A 23,314-nucleotide genomic window follows, 5' to 3' on the forward strand; every position below is an offset into this window, starting at 1 on the left:
TTCAGTCACGACAACAGGACAGGAACCCCCCTCACATGTCTCTCGACGTCTCCCCGAAGCTCCTCGCCGAAGCCGAGCAGGGCAACATCCGCGAGGAGGACTTCGTGGACACGGTCCGCACGTCACTCCCCTACGCCTACGACCTGATCGCCTCCCTCGCCACCGAACTGCACGACGGCACGGTGGAGTTCACCGACAACCAGACCCCTCCCCCGTCGGAGAAAGAACGCGGCCAGCTCCTGCGCGCCCTCGCCAGCGACGCCATCCGCGGCAGCCTGGAACGCCACTTCGGCGTGGCCCTGGCCTTCCAGAACTGCCACCGGGTGGCGGCGTTCCGCCCCGAGTCGGTGACGGGTGAGACGTACGCCCGCTTCACGTCGGTACGGTCACAGGTGCTGAACCAGTCGCCGGAGTTCAGGGACTGCTGAGACCCTCTGTGAGATGTGGCCCTCCCTGGGACGGGAGGGCCACCCGCTCGCTACCGCCGGACCGCCGCCTCGGCCGGAGCCGGCGCATACCCCGTCGGCCGGGCCGTGAAGGTGCCGCGGCCCTGGGTTCGGCTGCGCAACCTCGTGGCGTAGCCGAAGAGTTCGGCCAGGGGCACGGTCGCCGTCACGATCGCGGAACCTCCACGCGTGACCGAGCCCGAGACCCGGCCGCGGCGTGCGGCGAGGTCGCCGAGCACCGCGCCGACGGCGTCCTCGGGCACGGTGACCGTGACCTCGACGACCGGTTCCAGGAGGACCATCGCGCAGTCACGCAGGGCCTCCCGGAGACCGAGCCGGCCTGCCGTGCGGAAGGCCGTGTCCGAGGAGTCCTTCACGTGGGTCGAACCGTCGGTGAGGGTGACCCGCAGCCCGGTCACCGGGTGCCCGCCGAGCGGACCCTCGGTCAGGGCGTCCCGGCAGCCGGCCTCGACCGCGCGCACGTACTCCTGCGGAACGCGCCCGCCGACAACGGCCGAGCGGAACTCGAACCCTGCCGCCGACGGCTCCACGTCGAGCACGACATGAGCGAACTGCCCCGCCCCGCCGTCCTGTTTGACGTGCCGGAAGACCAGCCCGGACACCCCGCGTCCGACCGTCTCGCGGTAACTCACCCTCGGACGGCCGACATTGAGTGTCAGGCCGTGCTCGCGCCGCACCTTCTCCACCGCGACCTCCAGATGCAGTTCACCCATGCCGGACAGCAGGGTCTGGCCGGTCTCGGCGTCCGTGCGGACGACGAGCGACGGGTCCTCCTCGGCCAACCGGGCGAGTGCCGTGGCCAACCGGTCGGTGTCGACGGCCCGTTGTGGCTCGACCGCCACCGACACGACCGGCTCGGCCGCACTGGGCGGTTCGAGCACGAGCGGGGCGTCCGGCGCGCACAGGGTCGAGCCGGCGCGGGCCGACTTCAGCCCGACCACGGCGACGATGTCACCGGCGACCGCCCGTTCCAACGGGGCGTGCCGGTCCGCCTGTACGCGCAGGATCCGTCCGATGCGCTCGGTGCGCCGCGCGCCCGCGTCCCACACGGTGGCTCCCTTCTCGATCGTTCCCGAGTACACGCGTACGTACGTCAGCCGTCCCGTGGCGGTGGCGTTCACCTTGAATGCCAGGGCCGCGAAGGGCGCCGCCGGATCGCAGGGCCGCTCCTCGCCGTTCTCACCGCGTACGGCGGACACGTCGAGCGGCGACGGCAGATACGCCACGACCGCGTCCAGCAGCGGCTCGATACCGCGGTTGCGGTACGCCGAGCCGCACAGGACGACCACGCCGTCGCCGCTGTGGGTGAGGTCCCGCAGGGCGGCGGTGAGGGTACCGGCGGAGAGGGTCTCCCGGTCGCAGAACTCCTCCAGGGCGGCCGGGTGGCGTTCGGCTACTGCTTCCTCCAGGAGCCGGCGTCGTCGTAGGGCCTCCTCACGCAGGTCGTCCGGCACCGGCCCCTCGTCGCCGACGGTGGTGCCGTCCGCCCAGGTCAGCGCCCTCATGCGAACCAGGTCGACGACTCCGGTGAAGCCGTCCTCGCTGCCGATGGGCAACTGCACGACCAGCGGGGCCGGATGCAGCCGCCGCCGGATCGACTCCACGGCGGTGTCCAGGTCGGCGCCCGCGCGGTCCAGCTTGTTGACGAACGCGATTCGAGGCACACCGTGCCGGTCCGCCTGCCGCCACACCGATTCGCTCTGCGGCTCCACGCCCGCGACCGCGTCGAACACCGCGACCGCCCCGTCGAGCACCCTCAGCGAGCGCTCCACCTCGTCGGCGAAGTCGACGTGCCCCGGGGTGTCGATCAGGTTGAGACGGTGACCGTCCCACGCGCAGCTCACGGCCGCCGCGAAGATGGTGATCCCGCGGTCCCGCTCCTGCGGGTCGAAGTCGGTGACGGTGGTGCCGTCATGGACCTCGCCGCGCTTGTGCGTGGTTCCGGTGGTGAAGAGGATCCGCTCGGTGACGGTGGTCTTGCCGGCGTCGACGTGGGCGAGGATGCCGAGGTTGCGGACGACGGCGAGCGGGTTGGGGTTGTTGGTGGTGCGCACGGCCCAAGGCCTTTCGGGTGGTGTGATCACAGGGCGGCGCGATGGGCCCGTACGACGGCATGACGGCACGTCGGGTACGCACATGGAATACGCCTGCTACGGCGGTACTCGACCGTTCAGGCAGTCGTCGCGGGCATCCGGTGCCGGCCGCGCAGCGGGCACCGGAGGGGCGAGGACACGAGGATCACGTCGTACGACGCGCGGGGGACGGCGACAGCGGTGCGCATGCACATGGCCGTACTCCCCTCACTCGTCACTCGTCTTGCCTGGTCATGGAGAGTGTAGGGAGCCGGCCGGGGCGGCGCACGGAATTTTCCGCGGTCAGCGGCGCAGGCCCTGGAGTCCGTCGTAGGTGGACATGACGAGGTCCAACCCCCGCGTGTCCTCGGCGGGTTCGCGCATCTGGTTGGTCGCGTACGCCACCGCCATGCGGGCGTCGGGGTCGATCATGACGAGGGATCCGCCCCAGCCGCCCCAGCCGAAGGTGTTGCCGAAGAGGCCATAGCCCAGGCCGTAGCGCTGTGTCATGCCGATCACGCGGTCCTCGCCGCTGAACTGCTCCTCCCGGGCCCGCCCGGCGCCCTGGGCCGACAGCAGCCGTACGCCCCGGACGGTGCCTTCGCAGGCGAGCGCGGACTGGATGAGCGCGATGGAGCGGGCGTTGCCGAACCCGCCGGCGGCGGGGATCTGGGCGCGCCGCCACGCCACGCTGTTGCCGTCCCGGACGCGCAGGGCGGTCGCGGTGGAGGGTGTCGCGTCGGGACCGGGCGTGGCGGCGCCCGCGGTGTAGTCCTCGTCCCGGCCGGGCGGCGGGACGATGAGCGCGACCCGGTGGTCGTGCTCGGTCGGGAGCCCGATGTGGAAGTCCGCGTCGAGGGGGCCGGCCACCTCCTCGGCGAGGAACTCACCCACGGTACGGCCGGTGATCCGGCGTACGACCTCGCCGACCAGGAAGCCCTGGGTGAGCGAGTGGTAGCCGGCCGCGGTGCCGGGCTCCCAGAGCAGCGGCTGGGCGGCGAGCCGGGCGGTGGCGGCCGACCAGTCGTAGAGCTCCTCGACCGGGCCTTCCCAGTGGGGCAGTCCCGCGGTGTGCGACAGCAGGTGCCGTACCAGCACCTTCTCCTTTCCGGCGGCGGCGAACTCCGGCCAGTACCGGGCGACGGATGCGTCCAGGTCGAGCTCTCCGCGGTCGGCGAGGATCAGCGCGCACAGGGCCGTCATCGTCTTGGTCGTGGAGAAGACGTTGGTGATCGTGTCCCGCTTCCACGGAGACGTCCGGTCGGCGTCGGCGAATCCGCCCCAGACGTCCACCACCGGTTCACCGTCCACGAACACGGCCACGGAGCCGCCGACGTCCCCCTCGTCCAGCAGCGCCGCCAGCTTGTTGGGGACGGCGGAGAACAGATCGTCGTACGTGCCCTGGATGTCGGCCATGCCGGGTATTGAGCGCCTGGCGGGCGGGCCGGGTCAACCGAATTAAAGGGCGCCCGGTGGACCGTAACGCAAAAGACCCCCGCATACAGTGGGGGTCTCGCTGGTGTCCGAGGGGGGACTTGAACCCCCACGCCCGATAAAGGGCACTAGCACCTCAAGCTAGCGCGTCTGCCATTCCGCCACCCGGACCAGGTGTCTGCCGCCTTGGCGAAGGTGTTCCCCGCGGCGACACGCACAACAATACCAAGCTTTCGAGGTGCCTTTCACCTGCATATCCGTCCGACGAGACCATGTGCCGACAGTATTTTGTATACCGTTGGCCACCAAATGGCCCCTGCTCGGAGGCGACATGGAAGATCTGGATTCCGCGGTGGTGCTGGGCATGGCAGACCAGGCACCCGACGGCATAGTGATCATCGACAGCGAAGGGGTGATCCGCTACTGGAACCGGGGTACGGAGCGCATCTTCGGGTTCCCGGCGGCCGACGTGGCGGGGCGCAGCCTGGACGTCATCATTCCCGAGAGGCACCGCAAGCGGCACCGGGAAGGCTTCGACGCGGCCATGGAGCGGGGGTCCAGCACGGCCGCGTGACCGGCGTTGCTCTCGTGGCGGAAACCGTGTAGCGGATGCCCTGCGCCTGGGCGAGCCGGGCCAGGTCGGTGATCGGGATGCCGACCACGCCGTAGATGGTGTCGACGTCGTTCATCCTGAGCGCGTCGACGACCAGGTGGTACCCGTCGGTGAGCTCGGTCGGAACGTCGGCTGCTGCCGCGGTCTCCTGGGTCGAGGGAGCGGTCATGGTCCGAGGTCCTCCTTGGGCAGGTCCTGCCGGAGCGGCTACTTCTCTCACCATCGGCAGCGCGCTCGTCCGCGTCCAAGACCCATCGGCGACCAGCCGATAAACGGCGTCTATCGAGGGCTGGTCAGGGGCCTGGCACGGCCCTTGACAGACAGCTGCTATCGGCCGTTCGCCAGCGGGTATTGGACGCCCACCGGGTGCCGCCGCAGGCTCGCAGAGGATGTTTCATCGGACCTGTGCGAGGGGGTGGGGTCATGGCCGTTCCGGCCGCGGCATCCGTGCGTGACGCCGACCGGTATCGGCCTGAGGAGGTCACGGGCCTCGTCGATCTCCACGACCGGCAGGTGCGTGAACGCCCGTACACCCGGGCCCTGGTGGTGACCGGTGAGCGGGTGCAGCTGTCGTACCGGACCCTTGCGGCCCTGGCCGACGACGTGGCGGCGCGGCTCGGTGGCGCGGGGCTGGGCCGTGGTGACGCGGTCGGTCTGATCTGCGCCGCCACGGCGGAGTTCGTGGTCGGGTTGCTCGGCGCGGCGCGGGCCGGACTGGTCACGGCTCCGCTGGATCCGGCGCTTCCGGAGTCGCAACTCGCGGCGCGACTCCGGGCGTTGGGGGCGCGGGCGGTCCTCGTCGATTCGTCGCTGTCCGGTGCCGACACGCTTCCGGTGCCCGCGTGGCCGCTGCACGTGGACGTGTCCGGGGCGGGGACGGCTGCGGTGGTACTCGAACCTGGCGTCTGCGAGACGCCACAAACGCTGCGCGCAGCAGGCGAGTTGACGGAACGTGACGCCCTCGTGCTGTTCACCGCCGGGACCACGGGCAGCGGGTCGGTGCCGCCGTGGTGGTGCGCGAGGTGGACGGCATCGGGCGCGAGGAGATCCTGCGGTACTGCCGTGACCGGCTGGCCGCGTTCGAGGTACCGGACCGGCTGGAGCCGGTGGCCGCGCTGCCGTACACCGCGAAGGGGGGACTGGACCGGAAGGCGGTGCAGGCGCGGTACGGGTCCTGAGGGGCGCAGGGGGCGTTGTGCGCAGTGAGGGGTGTCGGCCGGGGAGGCAGGAAGGTGCCCGGCGTCCCGGCCGGGGAGGCAGGAAGGTGCCCGGCGTGTCGGCCGGGGAGGCAGGAAGGTGGCCGGCGAAGGCCGGTCGCCGCGTTGGGGTGACCGGCGGAGCGGTTGGGCCGGTAGCTGCAACGGGGTCGGCACGCGCGGTGCCGGGACCTCGGCGGCTGTCAGCGCGCTCGGGGCGCGAGCGGCAGGGGCCCAGCCCGACGCCAAGCCGCCGCTCTGCTGTACCTCACCTGGAACCCAACCGACTCGGTGACGGCACGCGCCCGGGCTCTCGCGCTCACGGCAACCACTGGACCCACCCATCAGGAGCGCGCCCTACAGGACCGGCCAACAACCACCCCATGCCCAAACCCTCGCCGCCCCGCCGGACCTCACCGCCAACAAACCCGACCCGAGACGGCACGCGCCCGCGCCTCCCCCTCACCACAACTGCCGGCAGGCTCAGCGCACTCGGTGTTCCGGTGGCAGTGGCCGGGCGAAGAAGTCGTCCAGGGACAGGCCAGTCGCCGCGTTGACGAAGGCCCGGGCGGCGACCGAGCCGGGGGTGGCCGCGTGGATGGCCACCAAGACCTGGGCGCCGGCCTCCGGGTCGCCCAGCGGCAGGGCTCTCGTCCGGCCGACCACCGGCATCGCGCGCAGCCAGGTGTGCGGCACGATGCTCGCCCAACCACCGCCGCCGACGTGCGCGTAAAGGGAGGCGACCGAGTCCGTCTCGACCTGCGGGGTGACCACGTACCCCTTCTCCGCGAACACCGTGTCGACGATCTGGCGGATCCGCATGTCCGGCGTCAGCAGCGCGAGCGGCAACTGGGCCGCTTCCGCCCAGGAGACGGTGGCGGACTGGGCCACCAGCTGGTCGTCGGAGACCAGCAGACCCGGAAGACCAGGAGGGCCTCCAGATCGTCCCCCTCTACCAGGAGAGATACAGAAGTGGGCGATGGCCACGTCGAGTTCGTAGTCGCGCAGCTGGCGATGGAGTTCCTTCGTGGACAGCCGCGAGCGGACTTGGACCTTGGCCAGGGGATGCGCCGCGAAGAACGCGGCCACGGGGAGGGCGAGGGTCGTGGACGCGGTCGGGTCGGTGCCCAGGCGGAGAGTTCCGGTGATGCCGGACTGTACGGCGGCAACCTCGGCCTTGAAGGCGTCCTGTTCGTGAGGATCCGCTTGGCCCAACGTCGGCCTCGGCGACCGAGCGGAAGTCCTGAGTGCCGGCCGACTCCCGCTGCACGACGGCGGGACCCCGACCGGCGGAGAGCGCCCCCTGCGCCCTCGGGGTCCCGCCTCAGTCGTGTGCCGTCAGCACTTCTCCCGCAGCGAGTGCAGGTAGGCGCTGGAACGGCGGGCGAACGTGAGGGATTCGGCGGGCTGGTCGTGCTCGGCCTGCCAGTGGTGGGCGAGGCGCTCGCCGCGCAGCCGGGTCACGGCGGAGATGAACTTCTGGTAGTCGATGTCCCCGTCGCCGACGTCGGTCATGCGATAGCCGTAGGTGTTGGCCGGGTCGCTCACTCCGTCCTTGACGTGGAAGAGCGGGTAGCGGTGGGGCTGCCTGAGGACGTAGTCGAGGGGTTCGAAGGGGGCGGGTGTGCCGTCGGGCCGCTTGGAGAAGCGGAACTGGCCGGAGTAGGCCCAGAAGATGTCCATCTCCAGGAACACCAGGTCGGGGTCGGTCTCCTTGAGCAGGACGTCGTAGAGGCGGACCTTCGGGTTGTCGGTGGCGAAGGAGAACTCCTCGGAGTGGTTGTGCTGGTAGAACTTCATGCCGCGTGCCCTCGCCGCGGCTCCGTAGGTGTTGAACTCCTCGGCGGCGCGCTTCCACGCGTCGACGGTCGAGCCGTAGCGGAACGGTCCTGAGGCGGTGCCGATGTGCTTGAGGCCGAGGGCCTGGGCGTCGTCGAGGACCTTGGTGAGGTTCTGGGCGAAGGTGTAGGCGTTCGGGTCGTCGGAGTAGTAGCCGACGTGGCTGCCGATCGGGGTCAGGCCGTGGTCGCGGGCCAGGCGCTTGAGCTGGGCGAGGGTGATCGGTCCGGCCGAGCCCTGGGTGTAGCCGGCGAACTCGACCTCGTCGTAGCCGTACTTCTCCAGTTCGGCGAAGACGGGGGCGAAGCCGAGGGTGGAGACCTTGTCGCGAAGGCTGTAGAGCTGGATGCCGAGGCGGCCGGGGGGCAGGACGGGGCGGCCGCGGCCGTGGCCGTGCCCGGTGGGGCCGGTCGCGGCCGCGGTGGCGGCGGTCGCCGGGGTCGTCGCGGCGCCGAGCAGGGCGGCCGCGGTGGCGCCCGCCGCCACGCCGAGCATGCCTCGTCTGGTGAGGCGGTGGGTGAGTTCGGGGTCGGGCTGGAACATGCGGCTCATGTCTGGTTCTCCTCGGGTCAGAGGGCGTTGTCAGTGGTGGGTGCTTCACTGGTGAGCAGTCCGGAAAGACCGGCCAGTCGGAGCAGGAGTGACTTCACGTCGGTGGCCGTGATGCGGTCGCCGACGGCGCGGGGGGTGGAGCAGATGAGGAGCGGACCGTCGTCGTCGCTCTCGGGAAGGCGGCCGTGGCTGCCGCGAATAGGTGACGGGTCGAGAGGCACGACCGCCATGCGATAGCGCAGGCCGAGTTTCTTGCGGGCCAGCGCGGTGGCCGCCTTGACCTTGACGTAGGGGTCGAGCGGGTCCATGAAGAGTTCGACCGGGTCGTAGCCGGGTTTGCGGTGGATCTCGACCAGCTGCGCGAAGTCGGGCGCGCGGTCGTCGTCGAGCCAGTAGTAGTACGTGAACCAGGCGTCCGGCTCCGCCACGGCGACGAGTTCGCCGGAGCGCGGATGGTCGAGGTGGTGGGCCTTCTTGCCCTCGTCGTCGAGGAGTTGCTCGATGCCGGGCACGCCGTCGAGGGCGGCCCGGGTGGCGTCCAGGTCCTCGGGGCGGCGCACATAGACGTGGGCGATCTGGTGGTCGGCGACCGCGAAGGCACGGGAGGCCATCGGGTCGAGGTACTCCATGCCGTCCTGTGTGTGCACCTCGAGGAGTCCGGCGCGGCGCAGGGCGCGGTTGATGTCGACGGGCCGGTCCGCGCGGGTGATGCCGTACTCGGACAGCGCGACGACGGTACGGCCTTCCGCGCGGGCGTCGTCCAGGAGCGGTGCGAGCGCCCTGTCCAGGTCGGCGGCGGCTTTCAGGGAGCGTGGGTCGTCGGGGCCGAAGCGCTGCAGGTCGTAGTCGAGGTGAGGGAGGTAGCAGAGCGTCAGGTCGGGGTGGCGGGTGTCCATGAGGTGGCGGGTCGCGTCGATGATCCACTGGCTGGAGACCAGGTCGGCGCCGGGGCCCCAGAAGTGGAAGAGGGGAAAGGTGCCGAGCTTTTCGGTGAGTTCGTCGTGCAGGGCCGGGGGGCGGGTGTAGCAGTCGGGTTCCTTTCGGCCGTCGGCGTAGTAGACCGGGCGGGGGGTGACGGTGAAGTCGGTGTCGGCGCCCATGGCGTACCACCAGCAGATGTTGGCGACGGTGTAGCCGGGGTGGGCGCGGCGGGCGGCGTCCCAGAGCTTGTCGCCGGCGACCAGACCGTTGTGCTGACGCCACAGGAGTACGTCGCCGAGCTCGCGGAAGTACCACCCGTTGCCGACGATGCCGTGCTCCGAGGGGTGGGCGCCGGTGAGGAAGGTGGACTGGGCGGCGCAGGTGACGGCGGGCAGGACGGTCTCGAGCGGGGCGTGGGAGCCGGATCCGGCGAGGGACTTGAGGTGGGGCATGTGGTGAAGGAGACGGGGGGTGAGACCGACGACGTCGAGGACGAGGAGAGGGGTCGGTCCCGCCTGTGGGGGGTGGTGGTTCATGGCAGCTCCTTCAGGCCGAGGTCCGTCAGCAGGTCGCGCGCGAGGGTGAGTTCGGCGGCGATGCCGTCGGCGAGCTGGGTGCGGCTGCGGGGGCGCAGTTCGGGTGGGAGGGCCTGCCAGGTGTAGGTCTCGACCTCCAGATGGCGGGTGAGGGGGTGCGGGCCGCCGACGAGGCGGGTCAGGGCGGATGTGAGGACAGGGAGCGTGGAGGTGAGGGGTGCGGCGGGGGCCGCGTGCAGAGGGACGTGGAAGTGGGCGCGCCAGGGTGCGCCGTCGGGCAGGGCGTCGCCGGCGAGGGCCTCCCCGAGGTCGTCGGTGCCGCGCAGGCCCGCGGCGGTGGAGGTGCGGGTCTGGTGCAGGAAGCGGGGCTCGTCGAAGGCGGCGAGTGCCTTGCGGACCTCCGGCAGGTATGGGTGTTCAGCGTGCAGGGCGGCGGAGAGCTGGGACTTGACGACGGGGACGCGGGCCGCGGTGAGCGCGTCCAGGGCGGTGTGCGGGTCTTCGAAGGAGGTGGCGAGGTGGCAGGTGTCGACGCAGATGCCGATGCGGTCGTGGGCAATCGCGGTCAGCGGTGCGATGGCGTCACCGGTGGTCTCGACGACGCAGCCGGGTTCGGGTTCGAGGCCGACGCGGATGGAGCGGCCGGTCAGCTCCCGGAGGGCGTCGAGGCGTTCGGCGAGGGTGAGCAGGGCGGTGCGGGCCTTGTCGGCGCTTCCGTCGTCGTAGCCGGTGCGCCAGGCGAGCGGCAGGGTGGAGATGCTGCCCTCGGTGACGTCGTCGGGCAGGAGTCCGGTGAGGACGCGGGCCAGGGCGGTGGTGTGGTCGAGGCGTTCGGGGTCGGTCCAGTCCGGCTTGTAGACGCGGTACTTGACCTCCTCGGCGCCGAAGCCCTCGTAGGGGAAGCCGTTGAGAGTGACGACTTCGAGGCCGCGGCGGTCGAGTTCGCAGCGCAGTCCGCGCAGTGCGGAGGGGTCGCTGACCAGGGCGTGGGCGGCGTCGCGGGCGAGCCACAGGCCGATGCCGAGGCGGTCGCGGCCGAGGCGGCGGCGGACGGGTTCGCAGTGGTCACGGAGCTGGGCGAGGACGCCGTCGAGGGATTCGGCGGGGTGGACGTTGGTGCAGTAGGCGAGGTGGACGGTCGTGCCGTCGGGGTGGCGGAAGCGCATGGCTCACGCCCCGCCGCGGAGGATGGAGTTGCCCTCGTGGGTGGCTTCGGTGGTCGCGATGTCGAGGTCGAGTCGGCCGCTGAGGCTGTAGAAGGCGACCGGGTTGCGCCACAGGACGCGGTCGACGTCGTCCTCGGTGAAGCCCTCGGCGAGCATGAGGTCGCCGACTTTGCGGGTCTTGAGGGGGTCGCTGCGGCCCCAGTCGGCGGCGGAGTTCACCAGGACCTGTTCGGGGCCGTAGGAGCGCAGGATCGCGACCATCCGCTCCTCGTCCATCTTGGTGTCGGGATAGACGGAGAAGCCGAGCCAGCAGCCGCTGTCCTTGGCCTCCTTGACGGTGGTCTCGTTGAGGTGGTCGATCAGGACCCGGTCCGCCGGCAGGGCGGATTCGCGGACGACGTCGAGGGTGCGACGCAGACCGGCGAGCTTGTCGCGGTGCGGGGTGTGGACCAGCGCGGGCAGCTGGTGGTCGGCGGCGAGCTGGAGCTGGGCGGCGAGGGCGGTGTCCTCGGCCGGGGTCATCGAGTCGTAGCCGATCTCGCCGACGGCGACGACCTGGTCCTTGACGAGATAGCGGGGCAGTTCGTCGAGGACGGGGAGGCAGCGCGGGTCGTTGGCCTCCTTGGGGTTCAGGGCGAGGGTGCAGTGGTGGGCGATGCCGTACTGGGCGGCGCGGAAGGGCTCCCAGCCCAGCAGGGCATCGAAGTAGTCGAGGAAGGTGGCGGGAGAGGTGCGGGGCTGGCCGAGCCAGAAGGACGGCTCGACGACGGCGCGGACGCCTGCGTCGTGCATGGCCTGGTAGTCGTCGGTGGTCCGGGACGTCATGTGGATGTGGGGGTCGAAGATGCGCATCAGGACTCCTTGCCGTGGGTGCCGTCCGCGCCGCTGTGGCCGTGGTCGGCGGCCGGCGCGGGTGGGGTGGCGGTGGGGTCGGTCAGGGTCAGGGCGCGGTGCAGGTCCTCGGGCACGGGACGGCCGGCGGCGGTGCGTTCGGCGGCGTAGTCGCCGAGCATGCGGGCGAGTTCGGCGTCCGCGTGGGCCCGCCGGTCGAGGTCGGCCACCTCGGCCACGGGCACGCCGGTGAACAGGCATTTCAGGACGGCGTGGCGCCACTGATGGGCGTCGAGGTGGCGGGCGGCGTAGGGGCCGACGGCGGCGGCCAGGAGCCGGGTGTCGTTGGTGCGCAGGGCGTCCTCGACGAGCGGGAGGGCCTCGGGGCCGGGCACGAGGTGGGGCAGGGCGTGCAGGACGGCACGGCGTTCGGCGGCGGTGCCCTGGGTGTAGACCCGGGTCAGGGCGGCGGTGTCGGCGTGGGCCGCGTGCAGGATCAGGATGCGGGCGGCGTCGGCGTGTTCAGGGCCGCAGCGGCGTCCGGCCTCGGCGAGGCGCAGCTCCCATACGGAGATGGGGCCGTGGGCGCCGGGGTGGGCGGCGGCCTCGTCGAGGGCCTGGTCGAGCCAGGCGCGGGCGGTTTCGCCGAGGCGTTCGGCGAGGTGGCTGTGCAGGACGTGCAGCGGGGTTCGGGCGAGGGTGGTGCCCTGGGTGTCCGCGACGGGGGTTGCCTGGTGGGCATGAGCGTGGGCGTGGGTCATGGGGTGCTTCCTTGTGAGAGCGCCTCTGCCTGACGGAGGAAGGGGAGGGAGAGTTCGGCGAAGTGGGGGCCCGCGTGGGAGTGGCGGGGCAGTTCGACGACCGTCAGGCCCCGGTAGCCGGTGTCGGCCAGGGCGGCGAGGACCGGAGGGAAGTCGATCTCGCCGTCGCCGAAGGGGAGGTGTTCGTGGACGCCTCGGCGCATGTCCTCGATCTGGACGTGGCGCAGCCAGGGGCCCGCGGCGCGTACGCAGTCGGCGGGTGGCAGGGGTTCGAGGCACTGGCAGTGGCCGATGTCGAGGGTCAGACCGAGGGCTGCGGGGTCGCCGAGGGTGGTGCGGAGGTGGTGGAAGTCGGCGAGGGTGGCGAGGAGGTGGCCGGGTTCGGGTTCGACGGCGAGGGGGATGCCGGCGGTGGAGGCGGTGTCCAGGACGGGGGCGAGGGTCTCGGCCAGGCGTTTCCACGCCGTGTCGGTGTCGGTGCCCGTCGGGGTGATGCCGCTGAAGCAGTGCACGGCGTGCGCGCCGAGGTCGGCGGCGACCTGGACGGCCCGGACCAGCAGGTCGACGCGGCGGGCGCGGTCGCCCGGGTCGGGGTCGAGCAGCGAGGGACCGTGTTTGCGGCGCGGGTCCAGCACGTAGCGGGCGCCCGTCTCGACCGTGACCGTCAGACCGAGCGCGTCCAGTCGGCGCGCGAGGCGGCGGGTGCGGGTGGCCAGGTCAGTGGCGAGGGGGTCCAGGTGCATGTGGTCGAGCGTCAGACCGACACCGTCGTACCCGAGATCGGCGAGCAGGGTCAGGGCGTCGTCCAGGCGGAGGTCTGCGAGACCGTTGGTGCCGTAGCCGAAGCGGAGGGGGGTGACACGGGGTGCGGGTGCGGGTGCGGTCATGTGACGCTCACCTTTCTCGCGAGGCGTCCTGCCAGGGGGGCGAGGGCGGTGGTGAGCAGAGCCGTGACGGTCGCGCCCTTGGTGCCCGAGCGGGCGGTCAGGGCGGCCTGGAGGGGGATCGTGGCTCGGATGCCTGCGGTGACGGCTCGTTGGGTGAGCGGGGGTGAGGGGTTGAGGGTGGCGTGGAGGTAGGAGCGGGCGGTGGTGGTCGCGTAGGTGGCGGCCAGGGCGAGACGCAGGGCGGTGCTCGTGTCGAGGGGTTCGGAGCCGGCGCCGGGCTGCCGCGGTCGGCGTGGCAGCGAAGACACCGCCGCGGCGGCCGGGTCCGCGAGGGGCGCCGGGCTCGCCGGGTCGCCCGCCCCGGTACCTCGTCGGATTCCGTCGGTCCGGACCGACGGGAACGTACGCCGCCGGGTCAGCGTCCGCGTCAGCGCGGCCGTCGCGGCGAGCGCTGCGAAGGGGGCCAGGGGTGAGCCGCCCTGGGCTTCACGGCGGGACACGGTGGTGACGGCGAGGGTGTGGGCGCTGAGCAGTGCGGCGGAGGGCAGGGCCCGGCGGATGCTGTGTACGGCGCCGGGAACGGCTGCCGCACCCCGGGCCGACCGACGCTCGTCGGCGAAGGTCGTGACCCACGTGCGGCACGCAACCCCCTTCCGGCCCACACCGTCCGCCCCAGCCTTCGGAGTAGAGACGCCTGTGGCCTCCACCCGGACCGCACCGCCCCCGCGGACCCCGTCATCCACCGCGCTCCTCCGGCCCCCGGCGTCGGCCCCGGCCGTCGCCGCCGCGCCGAGCAGCAGGTCCAACCCCCGTGCCGCTGCCATGGCGAACGGTCCTGCCGGGGTGTTCTTCAGGGCCAGGTCGTACGCCCAGACCGTGGCCGCGAGGGGCACCGCGACCGTGAGGGCGGGGCGGCCCGCGCGGGCCGCCAGGGTGAGGCCCGCGCCGGTGAGGGCGCAGGCCGCGCCGAGGGCTGCCGTGGGGTGGATACGGCCGGAAGGCAGGGGGCGGTGGGGGCGTTCCACGGCGTCCACGTCGCGGTCGGCCCAGTCGTTGAGGGCCATGCCGGCCTCGTAGAGGCAGACGGACGACGCGATGGCGAGGAGGGTGCGGGAAGTGGGCCGTGCGGAGGCTGCCGCCGCTCCGGCGAGGGCGTCGCCGGGGACGGTGAACAGGGCCGGGAGGCGCAGGAGTTCAGCCCAGGCGCGGGCGCGGGAGCGGCTGGTGTGCGGACGCCCCGGTGAGGGGGTGGGTGGGGAGGCATCCTCGAGCGAGGTCGTGCGGAGGGGTGTCGTCGGCCCACGCACCCCCTCGGACGGGCAGTCCACCGCTGCCCTGCTCGCCTTCATCGCTGCTCCCCCTTGCCGCCGCCGTGAGCCGAACTCGGCGTGCGACTGCCGAGCGAACCCGGCCCGCGCCCCCCTCGCTCTGCCCGGAGCCGTTCCGCGAAGGCCATCAACTCCGCGTACTGCTCCCCCAGTCCCGAAGGCCCCTGCCCCACCGGGTCCTTGAAGTAGAAGCCCAACTCGCCCAACGGACCGGACAGGCCCCGCTCCTGAGCCCGGGAGGCCAGGCGGGCCAGGTCGAGTACGAGCGGTGCGGCCAGGGAGGAGTCGCAGCCCTGCCAGGTGGTCTGGAGGATCATGCGGGTGCCGAGGAAGCCGTCGAAGGCTATGTGGTCCCAGGCGGTCTTCCAGTCGCGGAGCGCGGGGACGTCGTCGATGTGGACCTCGCCCTCGGGGATGGTGGCGAGGGTGTCGGCCAGGACCCGCTCCTTGCCGGCGTTCTTCGCCGCGGCGGCCGCCGGGTCGGCGAGCGAGGCTCCGTCGCCGCCGCCGAGGAGATTGGTGCCGGACCAGGCCCGGACCGTCAGGGCGCGCTGGGTGAACATCGGGCCCAGGACGGATCGGAGCAGGGTCTGGCCGGTCTTGCCGTCGCGGCCCGCGAACGGAAGGCCCGAGGACTCGGCCTGTCGCCGAAGGGAAGGGTGGTGCAGACCCGTGGAGGGCGTGAAGTTCACATACGCGCAGCCTGCCCGCAGGGCCGCCGCGGCATAGAGGGAGCTCGGGGGCAGGGCGTCGCCGACCGGGGCGGGCTCGGTGGAGGCCACGTTCACCACGACCGCGCGCGCCAGCCGGCACCGTCGCACGAAGGACCGTATGTCCGCGGCGAAGGCGCCGATCAGGTCCTCCTCGGTTCTGGTGTCGCCGGGGAGGGGGCCGCCTGGTCTGATCTCGCGTTCGGCGGCGGCGAGTTCGGCGCTCACCGCGGTCGGCAGGCCGTGCGGCAGGACGCCGCCGGCCGCCAGGGCCTCCGCCCGTTTGGGCAGGGGGCAGTCCAACGTGTCGTGGCCGCCGAAGACCAGGGCGGACAGGGCGGGCAGGCCGCTCTCGGTGAAGGGCGGAGTCTCGGTGATCAGGCCCGTCGGCGGGTGCAGGCCCGCGGTCATGGCGGCGCAGCCCGCGACGACTGTGGTGGCGACGGAACCGCGGGCCCCGATCAGCCAGACGCCGACGCGCGGTACGGATTCGGACGCGGACATGGCAGCCTCCTTGCCGAGCACATGGGTGAGCAGACCCTGCGACGAAGGGGTGAAGACGGCGGGCGGGAGTCCGGCGTCCCCCGCCCGCCGTCGCTCAGTCGCCCTGCGAAGCCACCGTCGAGGTGGCCTTCGCGGGCAGTTCCCTGATCCGGATGTCGCGGAACGACACCTGGTCGTCGGCTCCGTGGTTCTGGATGCCGACGTGCCCGTCACGCAGGCTGCGGGCCGGATCGGTGTTGGTGAAATCGTTGATCTTCACGCCGTTGAGCCAGACGCGCAGGCGTTCGCCCTGCACGCGGATCTCGTAGGTGTTCCACTCCCCCGGCGCATTCAGCGCACGGTCGCGCTTGTTCAGGTCGGCGGAGCGGAAACCGTAGACGGACCCTGTGGTTTTCTCGGGTACGTCGGAGGCGTCGATCTGGATCTCGTAGCCGTTGTCCACGGCGGACCAGGGGTCGTCCGAGGGCGGGAAGCCCACGAACACACCGGAGTTGTCGTCCCCCGAGGCGCCGGCCATCTTCCAGTCGAGCTTCAGGGAGTACGCCCCGAGGCCCTCCCCGGAACCGGCGTACCAGAGCATCCCCATGCCGCCCGACGACGTGAGTGTGCCGTCGTCGGAGAGGGTGAAGGAACCGGGGCCCGCCTGTTTCCAGCCGGCCAGTGATCCGGCGGTGCCGTCGAAGAGCGGCCGGTAGCCGTTCTCCGGTCGGCAGTCGGCCTGTGCGGCGCCGATCGCATACCGGATTCCGCCCAGCAGATGGCCGCGGAAGGCGGGATCGGCGTACGACTCCTTGGTGTGGCCGAAGCCGGTGTAGAAGGCCCGGCCGCCCTGGTAGTCCTGGCACCAGGCGATCGGATGGTCGCCGTTCATCGTGCCGCCGGTGTACGACGACTCGTCGAGGGAAGCCAGGACGTGGACCCGGTCGCGCGGGTTGGTGCGGTAGTTGTACCACTCGTCGATGCGGTTCCACGTCGGGGAGAGTTCTGACGTGGCCGGGTGGGCGCGGTCCTCGACCACCACGGTGGCCGGTTGGATCGCCGGGTGCGACTGGAAGTAGGCGCCGGCGAGGCCGCCGTAGAACGCCCAGTCGTACTCGGTGTCGGCGGCGGCGTGGATGCCGACGTAACCGCCGCCGTGCCGGATGTAGCCCTCGAAGGCCCGCTGTTGGGTGGGGTCGAGGACGTCCCCGGTGGTGGAGAGGAACACGACCGCGTCGTAGCGGCGCAGGTTGCGGGGCGTGAACGCGGCCGCGTCCTCCGTCGCGTCGACCGAGAAGCCGGCGCTCGCGCCCAGTTCCCGTACGGCCGCGACTCCGTCGGGGATCGAGTCGTGCCGGAAGCCGGCCGTCTTGGAGAAGACCAGCACCCGATCGCCGTCCGCGGAGTGCGACGCGGCGGGTTCGGACACGCAGCCGAGAAGCAGGGCGGCTCCCACAACCGCCGTCGTCCAGCGTCCAGTTGTACGCATGCGAGCCCCTCCTCTCAGCCGGTCGTGAAGGTGAAGTCGTCCACATCGAACAGGGCGCCGGTACCGCTGCCCCTGAAGACCAGGTAGAGCGTGGTGGTGCCCCTGGGTGCGCGGGACAGGCTGGCAGTGACGTCCTGGAAGGTCTCCCAGCCGCCGGTCACCGGCACGGTCGCCTTGCCGAGCAGGGTGCCGGTCGCGGACCCCGCCCGGATCTCCAGCGTGCCGCCGGTACCGCCGGAGGACACCCTCGCCGATACGGACTTGGCGTTGCTCAGCACGTACGGGGTGAAGGAGATCCAGTCGCCGTTGTTGATGTCGCCGACCGTGTTGCCGCCGTGTGCCGTGTCCTTGGCGATGACCGAGACGCCGGATCCGGTGCCGAAGTGCTCGGCCTGGCGGTGCCTGGGCTGCAGGACGCTCTGGTCGTGGGTGGTCAGCGGGGCCTGGCCGCCGCCACCGTTGTCGGTGTACTCGGCGTCCATCACGCCGAAGATGTTGGCGTCCTCGTCGTGGCCGCCGTCGGCGCTGGTCTGGAGGGTGCCGGTGCAGCCGTTGGCGGAGGTGACGGGGTGGCCGTGGCTGTCGTGGCCGAGGACGAAGGTGACCTTGACCTTGCCGCAGTCGATGGGCCGGCCGTCCTCGGGGTCGCTCACGCGGACCTTGAACGGGATCGCGTCTCCGAAGCTGAACAGCTGGCCGTCCTGCGGTAGTTCGAGAGTCACCTTGGGGGCGGTGTTGCCGACGACGATCTGCACGCTGGCGCTGCCGGTGCGGCCGGAGGGGTCCTTGGCGGTCAGGGTCGCGGTGTAGGTGCCGTTCTTTTTGTACTTGTGTGTCGGGTTCGCCGCCGTGGACGTGCCGCCGTCGCCGAAGTCCCAGCTGTAGGTGAGGGCGTCGCCGTCCTGGTCGCTGGTGCCCGCGGAGGAGAACCGGACCCGCAGCGGTGCCTGTCCGGACGTACGGTCGGCCGCCGCCTGGGCGACCGGGGAGTGGCCGTCGGTGGCGTTCTCGATGCGGTACAGGGCGGAGTTCTCGTCGCCGCCGAACCAGGAGACGCCGTAGTCGAGGACGTACAGCGCGCCGTCGGGGCCGAAGGCCATGTCCATCACTTGGGTGCCGGTCCAGGGGATGTCGTTGATCGACTGGACGGTGCCGTTGTCGTCGCTGGTGATCCGCTTGATCCAGCGGCGGCCGAACTCCCCGGCGAAGAAGTCGCCGTCGTAGGCCTCGGGGAACTTCACGGGTGAGTCGAGTGCGGGGTCGTAGTGGTAGACCGGGCCGCCCATCGGGGATTCGGAGCCGGTGCCGAACTCAGGTACCGATCCGTTGTCGTAGGGGATCCAGGCGGCCTGCGCGGGGGGAAGGTCGGTGAGGCCGGTGTTGTGCGGGGAGGTGTTCTTCGGGGCGGCGCAGTCGAAGGAGGCGCCCGAGGTGCCGGTGGCGAAGTCGTAGTCCACGTAGGCGTCGTTGGCGCCCGTGCAGTACGGCCATCCGAAGTTGCCGGGGCCGGTCACACGCGCGAACTCGACCTGGCCGGCGGGGCCTCGGGCCGGGTCGGCGGCGCCGGCGTCGGGGCCGTAGTCGCCGACGTAGACGATCCCGGTCTCCTTGTCGACGCTGAAGCGGAACGGGTTGCGGAAGCCCATGGCGTAGATCTCGGGCCGGGTCCTGTCCGTGCCGGGTGCGAAGAGGTTGCCGTCGGGGATGGCGTAGGAGCCGTCGGCGTTGACCTTGATGCGCAGGATCTTGCCGCGCAGGTCGTTGGTGTTGCCGGCGGTGCGCTGGGCGTCGAAGGCCGGGTTGCGGTTGGCGCGTTCGTCGATGGGGGTGAACCCGTCGGACTGGAAGGGGTTGGAGTCGTCGCCCGTCGACAGGTAGAGGTTGCCGGCCGCGTCGAAGTCGATGTCGCCGCCGACGTGGCAGCAGATGCCGCGGGTGGCGGGGATGTCGATGATCTTCGTCTCGCTGGCGGCGTCGAGGGTGCCGTCGGTGTTCAGGACGAACCGGGAGAGCCGGTTGACGCCGTCGAAGGGCGCGAAGTCGGCCGCGGTGCCGGTCTCGGGGGCGTCGCCCGCTGGGGTGTTCAACGGGGGCGCGTAGTACAGGTAGATGAAGCGGTTGGTGGTGAACTGCGGGTCGACGCCGACGCCTTGGAGGCCTTCCTCGTCGTGGGAGTAGACGTCGAGCTTGCCGGCGAGGCGGGTGGTGCCGGCCGCGTCGGTGATGCGCAGTTCGCCGTCGCGTGAGGTGTGCAGGACCGAGCGGTCCGGGAGGACGGCGAGCGACATGGGCTCGCCGACCTCCGGTTCGCCCTTGGCGAGGGTGACCTGCTGGAAGTCCTCGGCCGCGGTGGCGGCTTTCTCGCCGGCAGCTCTCTCGTCGGCGACGGCTGCGCCGGCCTGGGGAGCGGCCAGGGTGAGCGAGGCACCGGCCAGCAGGAGGCCGGTGAGCAGGGCCGCCGCTCTGTGCCAGGGTGCGCGTCCTCTGTGGGTCTCGATTCTGTCGGTCGGTGTGGTGCGGTCTTTCCCGTGCACGGATGCCTCCAGAATGGGGCCGGTCGTACGGGTGGGTGCGGGTGCGCCGGGATGCGCCGTCATCCCGGGGGCGAGAAGGAGCTCAGTTGCCGAACGCCGCGTCGAACGAGGCCGACGGGGGCTCGAAGTCGTAGGCCTTGAGACGGTTCAGTGCCTCGGGGGCGCCTTGGAGCCGGTCCATGCCGGCGTCCTCCCACTCGACCGAGATGGGGCCCTGGTAGTCGATGGACCGCAGCATGCGGAAGACGTCCTCCCAGGGGACGTCGCCGTGGCCCGCGGAGACGAAGTCCCAGCCGCGGCGCGGGTCGCCCCAGGGCAGGTGGGAGCCGAGGCGGCCGTTGCGGCCGTCGAGGCGCTTGCGGGCTTCCTTGCAGTCGACGTGGTAGATCCGGTCGCGGAAGTCCCACAGGAAGCCGACCGGGTCGAGGTCCTGCCACACGAAGTGGGAGGGGTCGAAGTTGAGGCCGAAGGCCGGACGTCCGCCAACTGCCTCCAGCGCCCGCTGGGTTGTCCAGTAGTCGTAGGCGATCTCGCTGGGGTGGACCTCGTGTGCGAACCGCACGCCCTCCGTGTCGAAGACGTCGAGGATCGGGTTCCAGCGTTCGGCGAAGTCCTCGTAGCCGCGGTCGATCATCGGCTCGGGGGCGGGCGGGAACATGGCGACCAGGTGCCAGATGGCGGAGCCGGTGAAGCCGATGACGGTGTCGATGCCGAAGGCGCGTGCGGCCCGCGCGGTGTCCTTGATCCGGTTCGCGGCCCGCTGCCGGACGCCTTCCGGGTCGCCGTCGCCCCACACCTCGCCCGGCAGGATGGCCTGGTGGCGTTCGTCGATGATGGCGTCACAGACGGCCTGGCCCACGAGGTGGTTGGAGATGGCCCAGCACTTGAGGCCGTACTTGTCGAGCAGCGCGTGCCGGGAGTCGAGGTACGACGGATCGGTGAGTGCCTTGTCGACCTCGAAGTGGTCGCCCCAGCAGGCGAGTTCGAGTCCGTCGTAGCCGAAGTCGCGGGCGAGGCGGCAGACCTCTTCGAGGGGGAGGTCGGCCCACTGGCCGGTGAAGAGCGTGAACTGGCGGGGCATTTTCGGGGCCTCCTCAGACGGCTATCGGGGTGTAGACGGAGTTCTTCTCGGCGCTCTCCTCCACGGCCGCGAGGACGCGCTGGACCTGGAGTCCGTCGGCGAAGGAGGGGTCGGGGCGGCGGCCCTCGGCGATCGCGTGGACGAGGTCGCGGGCCTGGTGGACGAAGGTGTGCTCGTAGCCGAGGCCGTGGCCGGGCGGCCACCAGGCGTCCAGGTAGGGGTGGTCGGGCTCGGTGACGAGGATGCGGCGGAAGCCGGCGTGCGCCGCGGGTTCCGTGGCGTCGTGGTAGGACAGTTCGTTGAGGCGTTCCAGGTCGAAGGCCAACGAGCCGCGTTCGCCGTTGAGTTCGATGCGCAGGGAGTTCTTGCGGCCGGTGGCGTAGCGGGTGGCCTCGAAGGAGGCGAGGGCACCGGAGGTGAAGCGGCCGGTGAACAGGGCCGCGTCGTCCACGGTGACCTGGCCGGTGCCGGTCCCGGAGACGGCGGCCAGGCCCTTGACGGCGCCGCCGGCCAGCGGCCGTTCCCGTACGAAGGTCTCCGTCAGGGCCGAGACGCCGGACAGTGGTTCTCCCGCCAGGTACTGGGCGAGGTCGACGATGTGCGCGCCGAGGTCGCCGAGCGAGCCCGAGCCGGCCTGTTCCCTGCGCAGTCGCCAGGTCAGCGGGAACTGGGGGTCCACGAGCCAGTCCTGGAGGTAGGTCACCCGCACGTGCCGCAGTGTGCCGAGCCGTCCTTCGGCCACCATCCGGCGGGCCAGCGCGGTGGCGGGCAGCCTGCGGTAGTTGAAGCCGACCATCGCCAACTGGCCGCGCCCGAATGCCTCTTCGGCGGCACTGGTCATGACCTGTGCCTCCTCGACGGTGTTGGCGAGAGGTTTCTCGCACAGCACGTGCTTGCCCGCGGCGAGCGCGGCGAGGGCGATCTCGGCGTGGCTGTCGCCGGGGGTGCAGATGTCGACGAGGTCGACGTCGTCCCGCTCGATCAGGGCCCGCCAGTCGGTCTCGGCGGCCGCCCAGCCGTGCTGGTCGGCTGCCCGGCGCACGGCGTCCGCGTCCCGTCCGCAGATCGCGGCGAGCACCGGGCGGCGGGGCAGGTCGAAGACGCGTCCGACGGTCCGCCAGCCCTGGGAGTGGGCGGCGCCCATGAAGGCGTAGCCGACCATGCCGACCCGGAGCGGCGGCACCTCGGCCTCTTCTGACTGCTGCGGCTGTGCCATGCGCGATGTCCTCCTCGTCGTCGTGGCGCGGTGGGGGGTGCAGCCCGGTCCGTCGACGAACCGGGCACCTGGGACCTGCCCCTCGGAGCTCGCAGCGGGCTCGGCCCGTAAGACAGGTCCCTGATCGGTACGCCTCACTTGAAGCCGGTGGACATGTACTGGTCGACGTTGGTCTTGTCGACGACGGCCGAGTAGAGGGTGAGCGAGGCCGGGATCTCGAACTCGGAGAGGCCGCCTATGCCCTTGGACTGACCGAGGGCGCGGGCGAGGTCGATCGCGGAGGCGGCCATGGTCGGCGGGTACAGGACGGTCGCCTTGAGGACGCCGTTGTCCTGCTTGATGGCCTGGAAGGCGGACAGCGCGCCCGCGCCGCCGACCATCAGGAAGTCGTCGCGGCCGGCCTGGTCGATGGCGCGCAGGGCACCCACGCCCTGGTCGTCGTCGTGGTTCCACACCGCGTCGAAGCTCGACTGGGCCTGCAGGAGCTGGGCCATCTTGGCCTGCCCGGACTCCACCGTGAAGTCGGCGGCCTGGCGGGCCACCTTCCTGACGTTCGGGTAGTTCTTCAGGGCGTCGTCGAAGCCCTTGGTGCGCTGCTTGGTGAGTTCCAGGTTGTCGAGTCCGGCCAGTTCGATGACCTTGGCGTTCGACTTCCCCTTGAGCTTCCCGCCGATGTAGTGGCCGGCGTTGAGGCCCATGCCGTAGTTGTCGCCGCCTATCCAACAGCGGTACGCCTGCGGGGTGTTGAAGATGCGGTCCAGGTTCACGACCGGGATCCCGGCGCGCATCGCCTTGAGGCCGACCTGGGTGAGGGCCTTGCCGTCGGCGGGCAGCACCACCAGGACGTCGACCTTCTTGTTGATCAGGGTCTCTATCTGGCCGATCTGCTGGGCGGTGTCGTTGGAGCCCTCGGTGATCTCCAGGGTGACGTCCGAGTACTTCTTCGCCCGGTTCTTGGCGTTGTCGTTGATGGCGTTGAGCCAGCCGTGGTCGGCCTGGGGTCCGGCGAAGCCGATGGTGACCGGCTTGCCGGGCGAGTCGGAGGCGGCCGGCTGGTCGTTCGCGGCGGGCTCGTTGTCGCCGGAGTCGTTGCTGGTGCAACCTGTGAGGAGGGCACCGGCCCCGACGGCGGCGGTCCCGAAGAGCAGCCCTCTGCGACTGGTGAAGCGGCTCATGTGCTGTGGCATGGCGGTGAACC

Annotated in this window: 19 protein-coding genes, 1 tRNA gene and 2 pseudogenes; 4 read left to right on the forward strand and 18 right to left on the reverse strand. The window is 71.4% G+C overall.

The window, feature by feature from the left end; genetic code table 11:
• Nucleotides 1-35: 35 nt before the first annotated feature.
• A complete protein-coding gene (locus ACIRP7_RS35600) occupies nucleotides 36-428 on the forward strand; it encodes an SCO5389 family protein (protein ID WP_403668039.1) in 393 nt (130 codons plus the stop codon).
• Nucleotides 429-478: 50 nt separating this feature from the next.
• Here the strand turns inward: ACIRP7_RS35600 and fusA are convergent, their stop codons facing one another.
• The 3 genes from fusA to ACIRP7_RS35615 form a co-directional block, all read right to left on the reverse strand.
• Complete coding sequence (gene fusA, locus ACIRP7_RS35605; protein WP_403668042.1) at nucleotides 479-2,521, reverse strand: elongation factor G; 2,043 nt, start codon at nucleotides 2,519-2,521, stop codon at nucleotides 479-481.
• A 321-nt stretch (nucleotides 2,522-2,842) separates the two neighbouring features.
• A complete protein-coding gene (locus ACIRP7_RS35610) occupies nucleotides 2,843-3,955 on the reverse strand; it encodes a serine hydrolase domain-containing protein (RefSeq protein WP_403668045.1) in 1,113 nt (370 codons plus the stop codon).
• A gap of 101 nt (nucleotides 3,956-4,056) precedes the next feature.
• A tRNA-Leu gene (locus tag ACIRP7_RS35615) sits at nucleotides 4,057-4,144 on the reverse strand.
• 193 nt (nucleotides 4,145-4,337) lie between these two features.
• Here ACIRP7_RS35615 and ACIRP7_RS35620 point away from each other — a divergent pair.
• A complete protein-coding gene (locus tag ACIRP7_RS35620; RefSeq protein WP_403668261.1) occupies nucleotides 4,338-4,547 on the forward strand; it encodes a PAS domain S-box protein in 210 nt (69 codons plus the stop codon).
• Here the strand turns inward: ACIRP7_RS35620 and ACIRP7_RS35625 are convergent.
• A pseudogene (locus ACIRP7_RS35625) lies at nucleotides 4,532-4,755 on the reverse strand (thiamine pyrophosphate-binding protein); the annotation flags it as partial. The gene ACIRP7_RS35620 and the pseudogene ACIRP7_RS35625 overlap by 16 nt on opposite strands.
• A gap of 254 nt (nucleotides 4,756-5,009) precedes the next feature.
• Between ACIRP7_RS35625 and ACIRP7_RS35630 the strand changes: the two are divergent.
• A pseudogene (locus tag ACIRP7_RS35630) lies at nucleotides 5,010-5,516 on the forward strand (AMP-binding protein); the annotation flags it as partial.
• Between the two features lie 77 nt (nucleotides 5,517-5,593).
• Entirely contained in the window at nucleotides 5,594-5,764 is a 171-nt protein-coding gene (locus tag ACIRP7_RS35635) for a hypothetical protein (RefSeq protein WP_403668047.1), read from the forward strand.
• Nucleotides 5,765-6,265: 501 nt separating this feature from the next.
• Here the strand turns inward: ACIRP7_RS35635 and ACIRP7_RS35640 are convergent.
• The 14 genes from ACIRP7_RS35640 to ACIRP7_RS35705 all read right to left on the reverse strand — a co-directional run bounded on the left by ACIRP7_RS35640 (nucleotide 6,266) and on the right by ACIRP7_RS35705 (nucleotide 23,291).
• Complete coding sequence (locus ACIRP7_RS35640; protein WP_403668050.1) at nucleotides 6,266-6,997, reverse strand: LysR family transcriptional regulator substrate-binding protein; 732 nt, start codon at nucleotides 6,995-6,997, stop codon at nucleotides 6,266-6,268.
• Nucleotides 6,998-7,120: 123 nt separating this feature from the next.
• Nucleotides 7,121-8,173 carry a sugar phosphate isomerase/epimerase family protein gene (locus ACIRP7_RS35645; protein WP_403668052.1) on the reverse strand — a complete coding sequence of 351 codons (1,053 nt, stop codon included), beginning with the start codon at nucleotides 8,171-8,173 and terminating at the stop codon, nucleotides 7,121-7,123.
• 17 nt (nucleotides 8,174-8,190) lie between these two features.
• The gene (locus ACIRP7_RS35650) at nucleotides 8,191-9,630 is read right to left on the reverse strand and encodes a nucleotide pyrophosphatase/phosphodiesterase family protein (protein ID WP_403668055.1); all 1,440 of its coding nucleotides are present in this window, start codon (nucleotides 9,628-9,630) and stop codon (nucleotides 8,191-8,193) included.
• On the reverse strand, nucleotides 9,627-10,796 hold the full coding sequence (gene eboE / locus ACIRP7_RS35655; RefSeq protein ID WP_403668057.1) for a metabolite traffic protein EboE: 1,170 nt from the start codon (nucleotides 10,794-10,796) through the stop codon (nucleotides 9,627-9,629). Before eboE ends, ACIRP7_RS35650 begins: the two co-directional genes overlap by 4 nt.
• Before the next feature lie 3 nt (nucleotides 10,797-10,799).
• Nucleotides 10,800-11,648, reverse strand: a complete 849-nt coding sequence (locus tag ACIRP7_RS35660; protein ID WP_403668060.1) for a TatD family hydrolase — start codon at nucleotides 11,646-11,648, stop codon at nucleotides 10,800-10,802.
• Nucleotides 11,648-12,388, reverse strand: coding sequence for an EboA domain-containing protein (locus tag ACIRP7_RS35665; RefSeq protein ID WP_403668062.1), 741 nt, complete (start codon nucleotides 12,386-12,388; stop codon nucleotides 11,648-11,650). The genes ACIRP7_RS35660 and ACIRP7_RS35665 overlap by 1 nt, the downstream gene beginning before the upstream one ends.
• Nucleotides 12,385-13,275, reverse strand: a complete 891-nt coding sequence (locus tag ACIRP7_RS35670; protein ID WP_403668065.1) for a sugar phosphate isomerase/epimerase family protein — start codon at nucleotides 13,273-13,275, stop codon at nucleotides 12,385-12,387. The genes ACIRP7_RS35665 and ACIRP7_RS35670 overlap by 4 nt, the downstream gene beginning before the upstream one ends.
• On the reverse strand, nucleotides 13,272-14,624 hold the full coding sequence (locus ACIRP7_RS35675; RefSeq protein ID WP_403668067.1) for an SCO3242 family prenyltransferase: 1,353 nt from the start codon (nucleotides 14,622-14,624) through the stop codon (nucleotides 13,272-13,274). The genes ACIRP7_RS35670 and ACIRP7_RS35675 overlap by 4 nt, the downstream gene beginning before the upstream one ends.
• The gene (locus ACIRP7_RS35680; RefSeq protein ID WP_403668070.1) at nucleotides 14,621-15,817 is read right to left on the reverse strand and encodes an inositol-3-phosphate synthase; all 1,197 of its coding nucleotides are present in this window, start codon (nucleotides 15,815-15,817) and stop codon (nucleotides 14,621-14,623) included. The genes ACIRP7_RS35675 and ACIRP7_RS35680 overlap by 4 nt, the downstream gene beginning before the upstream one ends.
• 94 nt (nucleotides 15,818-15,911) lie before the next feature.
• Nucleotides 15,912-17,285 (reverse strand): ThuA domain-containing protein, encoded by a 1,374-nt coding sequence (locus tag ACIRP7_RS35685; RefSeq protein ID WP_403668072.1) that lies wholly within the window; start codon nucleotides 17,283-17,285, stop codon nucleotides 15,912-15,914.
• A 14-nt stretch (nucleotides 17,286-17,299) separates the two neighbouring features.
• Nucleotides 17,300-19,819: a PQQ-dependent sugar dehydrogenase gene (locus ACIRP7_RS35690; RefSeq protein WP_403668075.1), complete on the reverse strand. Its 2,520-nt coding sequence runs from the start codon at nucleotides 19,817-19,819 to the stop codon at nucleotides 17,300-17,302.
• An 82-nt stretch (nucleotides 19,820-19,901) separates the two neighbouring features.
• On the reverse strand, nucleotides 19,902-20,900 hold the full coding sequence (locus tag ACIRP7_RS35695; protein ID WP_403668077.1) for a sugar phosphate isomerase/epimerase family protein: 999 nt from the start codon (nucleotides 20,898-20,900) through the stop codon (nucleotides 19,902-19,904).
• Nucleotides 20,901-20,913: 13 nt separating this feature from the next.
• Nucleotides 20,914-22,116, reverse strand: a complete 1,203-nt coding sequence (locus ACIRP7_RS35700) for a Gfo/Idh/MocA family protein (RefSeq protein WP_403668080.1) — start codon at nucleotides 22,114-22,116, stop codon at nucleotides 20,914-20,916.
• A gap of 134 nt (nucleotides 22,117-22,250) precedes the next feature.
• Nucleotides 22,251-23,291 carry a substrate-binding domain-containing protein gene (locus ACIRP7_RS35705; protein WP_403668264.1) on the reverse strand — a complete coding sequence of 347 codons (1,041 nt, stop codon included), beginning with the start codon at nucleotides 23,289-23,291 and terminating at the stop codon, nucleotides 22,251-22,253.
• Nucleotides 23,292-23,314 lie beyond the last annotated feature (23 nt).

Source organism: Streptomyces sp. NPDC102270, assembly GCF_044766405.1.
Lineage (GTDB): Bacteria > Actinomycetota > Actinomycetes > Streptomycetales > Streptomycetaceae > Streptomyces.

Excerpts from the sequence above, each read along its gene's own strand:
- ACIRP7_RS35700 (WP_403668080.1), bottom strand. The coding sequence starts at position 22,116 with ATGGCACAGCCGCAGCAGTCAGAAGAGGCCGAGGTGCCGCCGCTCCGG.
- ACIRP7_RS35645 (WP_403668052.1), bottom strand. The coding sequence starts at position 8,173 with ATGAGCCGCATGTTCCAGCCCGACCCCGAACTCACCCACCGCCTCACC.
- ACIRP7_RS35695 (WP_403668077.1), bottom strand. The coding sequence starts at position 20,900 with ATGCCCCGCCAGTTCACGCTCTTCACCGGCCAGTGGGCCGACCTCCCC.
- ACIRP7_RS35660 (WP_403668060.1), bottom strand. The coding sequence starts at position 11,648 with ATGCGCATCTTCGACCCCCACATCCACATGACGTCCCGGACCACCGAC.
- ACIRP7_RS35685 (WP_403668072.1), bottom strand. The coding sequence starts at position 17,285 with ATGCGTACAACTGGACGCTGGACGACGGCGGTTGTGGGAGCCGCCCTG.
- ACIRP7_RS35705 (WP_403668264.1), bottom strand. The coding sequence starts at position 23,291 with ATGAGCCGCTTCACCAGTCGCAGAGGGCTGCTCTTCGGGACCGCCGCC.
- ACIRP7_RS35665 (WP_403668062.1), bottom strand. The coding sequence starts at position 12,388 with ATGACCCACGCCCACGCTCATGCCCACCAGGCAACCCCCGTCGCGGAC.
- ACIRP7_RS35620 (WP_403668261.1), top strand. The coding sequence starts at position 4,338 with ATGGCAGACCAGGCACCCGACGGCATAGTGATCATCGACAGCGAAGGG.
- ACIRP7_RS35600 (WP_403668039.1), top strand. The coding sequence starts at position 36 with ATGTCTCTCGACGTCTCCCCGAAGCTCCTCGCCGAAGCCGAGCAGGGC.
- ACIRP7_RS35675 (WP_403668067.1), bottom strand. The coding sequence starts at position 14,624 with ATGAAGGCGAGCAGGGCAGCGGTGGACTGCCCGTCCGAGGGGGTGCGT.
- ACIRP7_RS35650 (WP_403668055.1), bottom strand. The coding sequence starts at position 9,630 with ATGAACCACCACCCCCCACAGGCGGGACCGACCCCTCTCCTCGTCCTC.
- ACIRP7_RS35680 (WP_403668070.1), bottom strand. The coding sequence starts at position 15,817 with ATGTCCGCGTCCGAATCCGTACCGCGCGTCGGCGTCTGGCTGATCGGG.
- eboE (WP_403668057.1), bottom strand. The coding sequence starts at position 10,796 with ATGCGCTTCCGCCACCCCGACGGCACGACCGTCCACCTCGCCTACTGC.
- ACIRP7_RS35670 (WP_403668065.1), bottom strand. The coding sequence starts at position 13,275 with ATGACCGCACCCGCACCCGCACCCCGTGTCACCCCCCTCCGCTTCGGC.
- ACIRP7_RS35610 (WP_403668045.1), bottom strand. The coding sequence starts at position 3,955 with ATGGCCGACATCCAGGGCACGTACGACGATCTGTTCTCCGCCGTCCCC.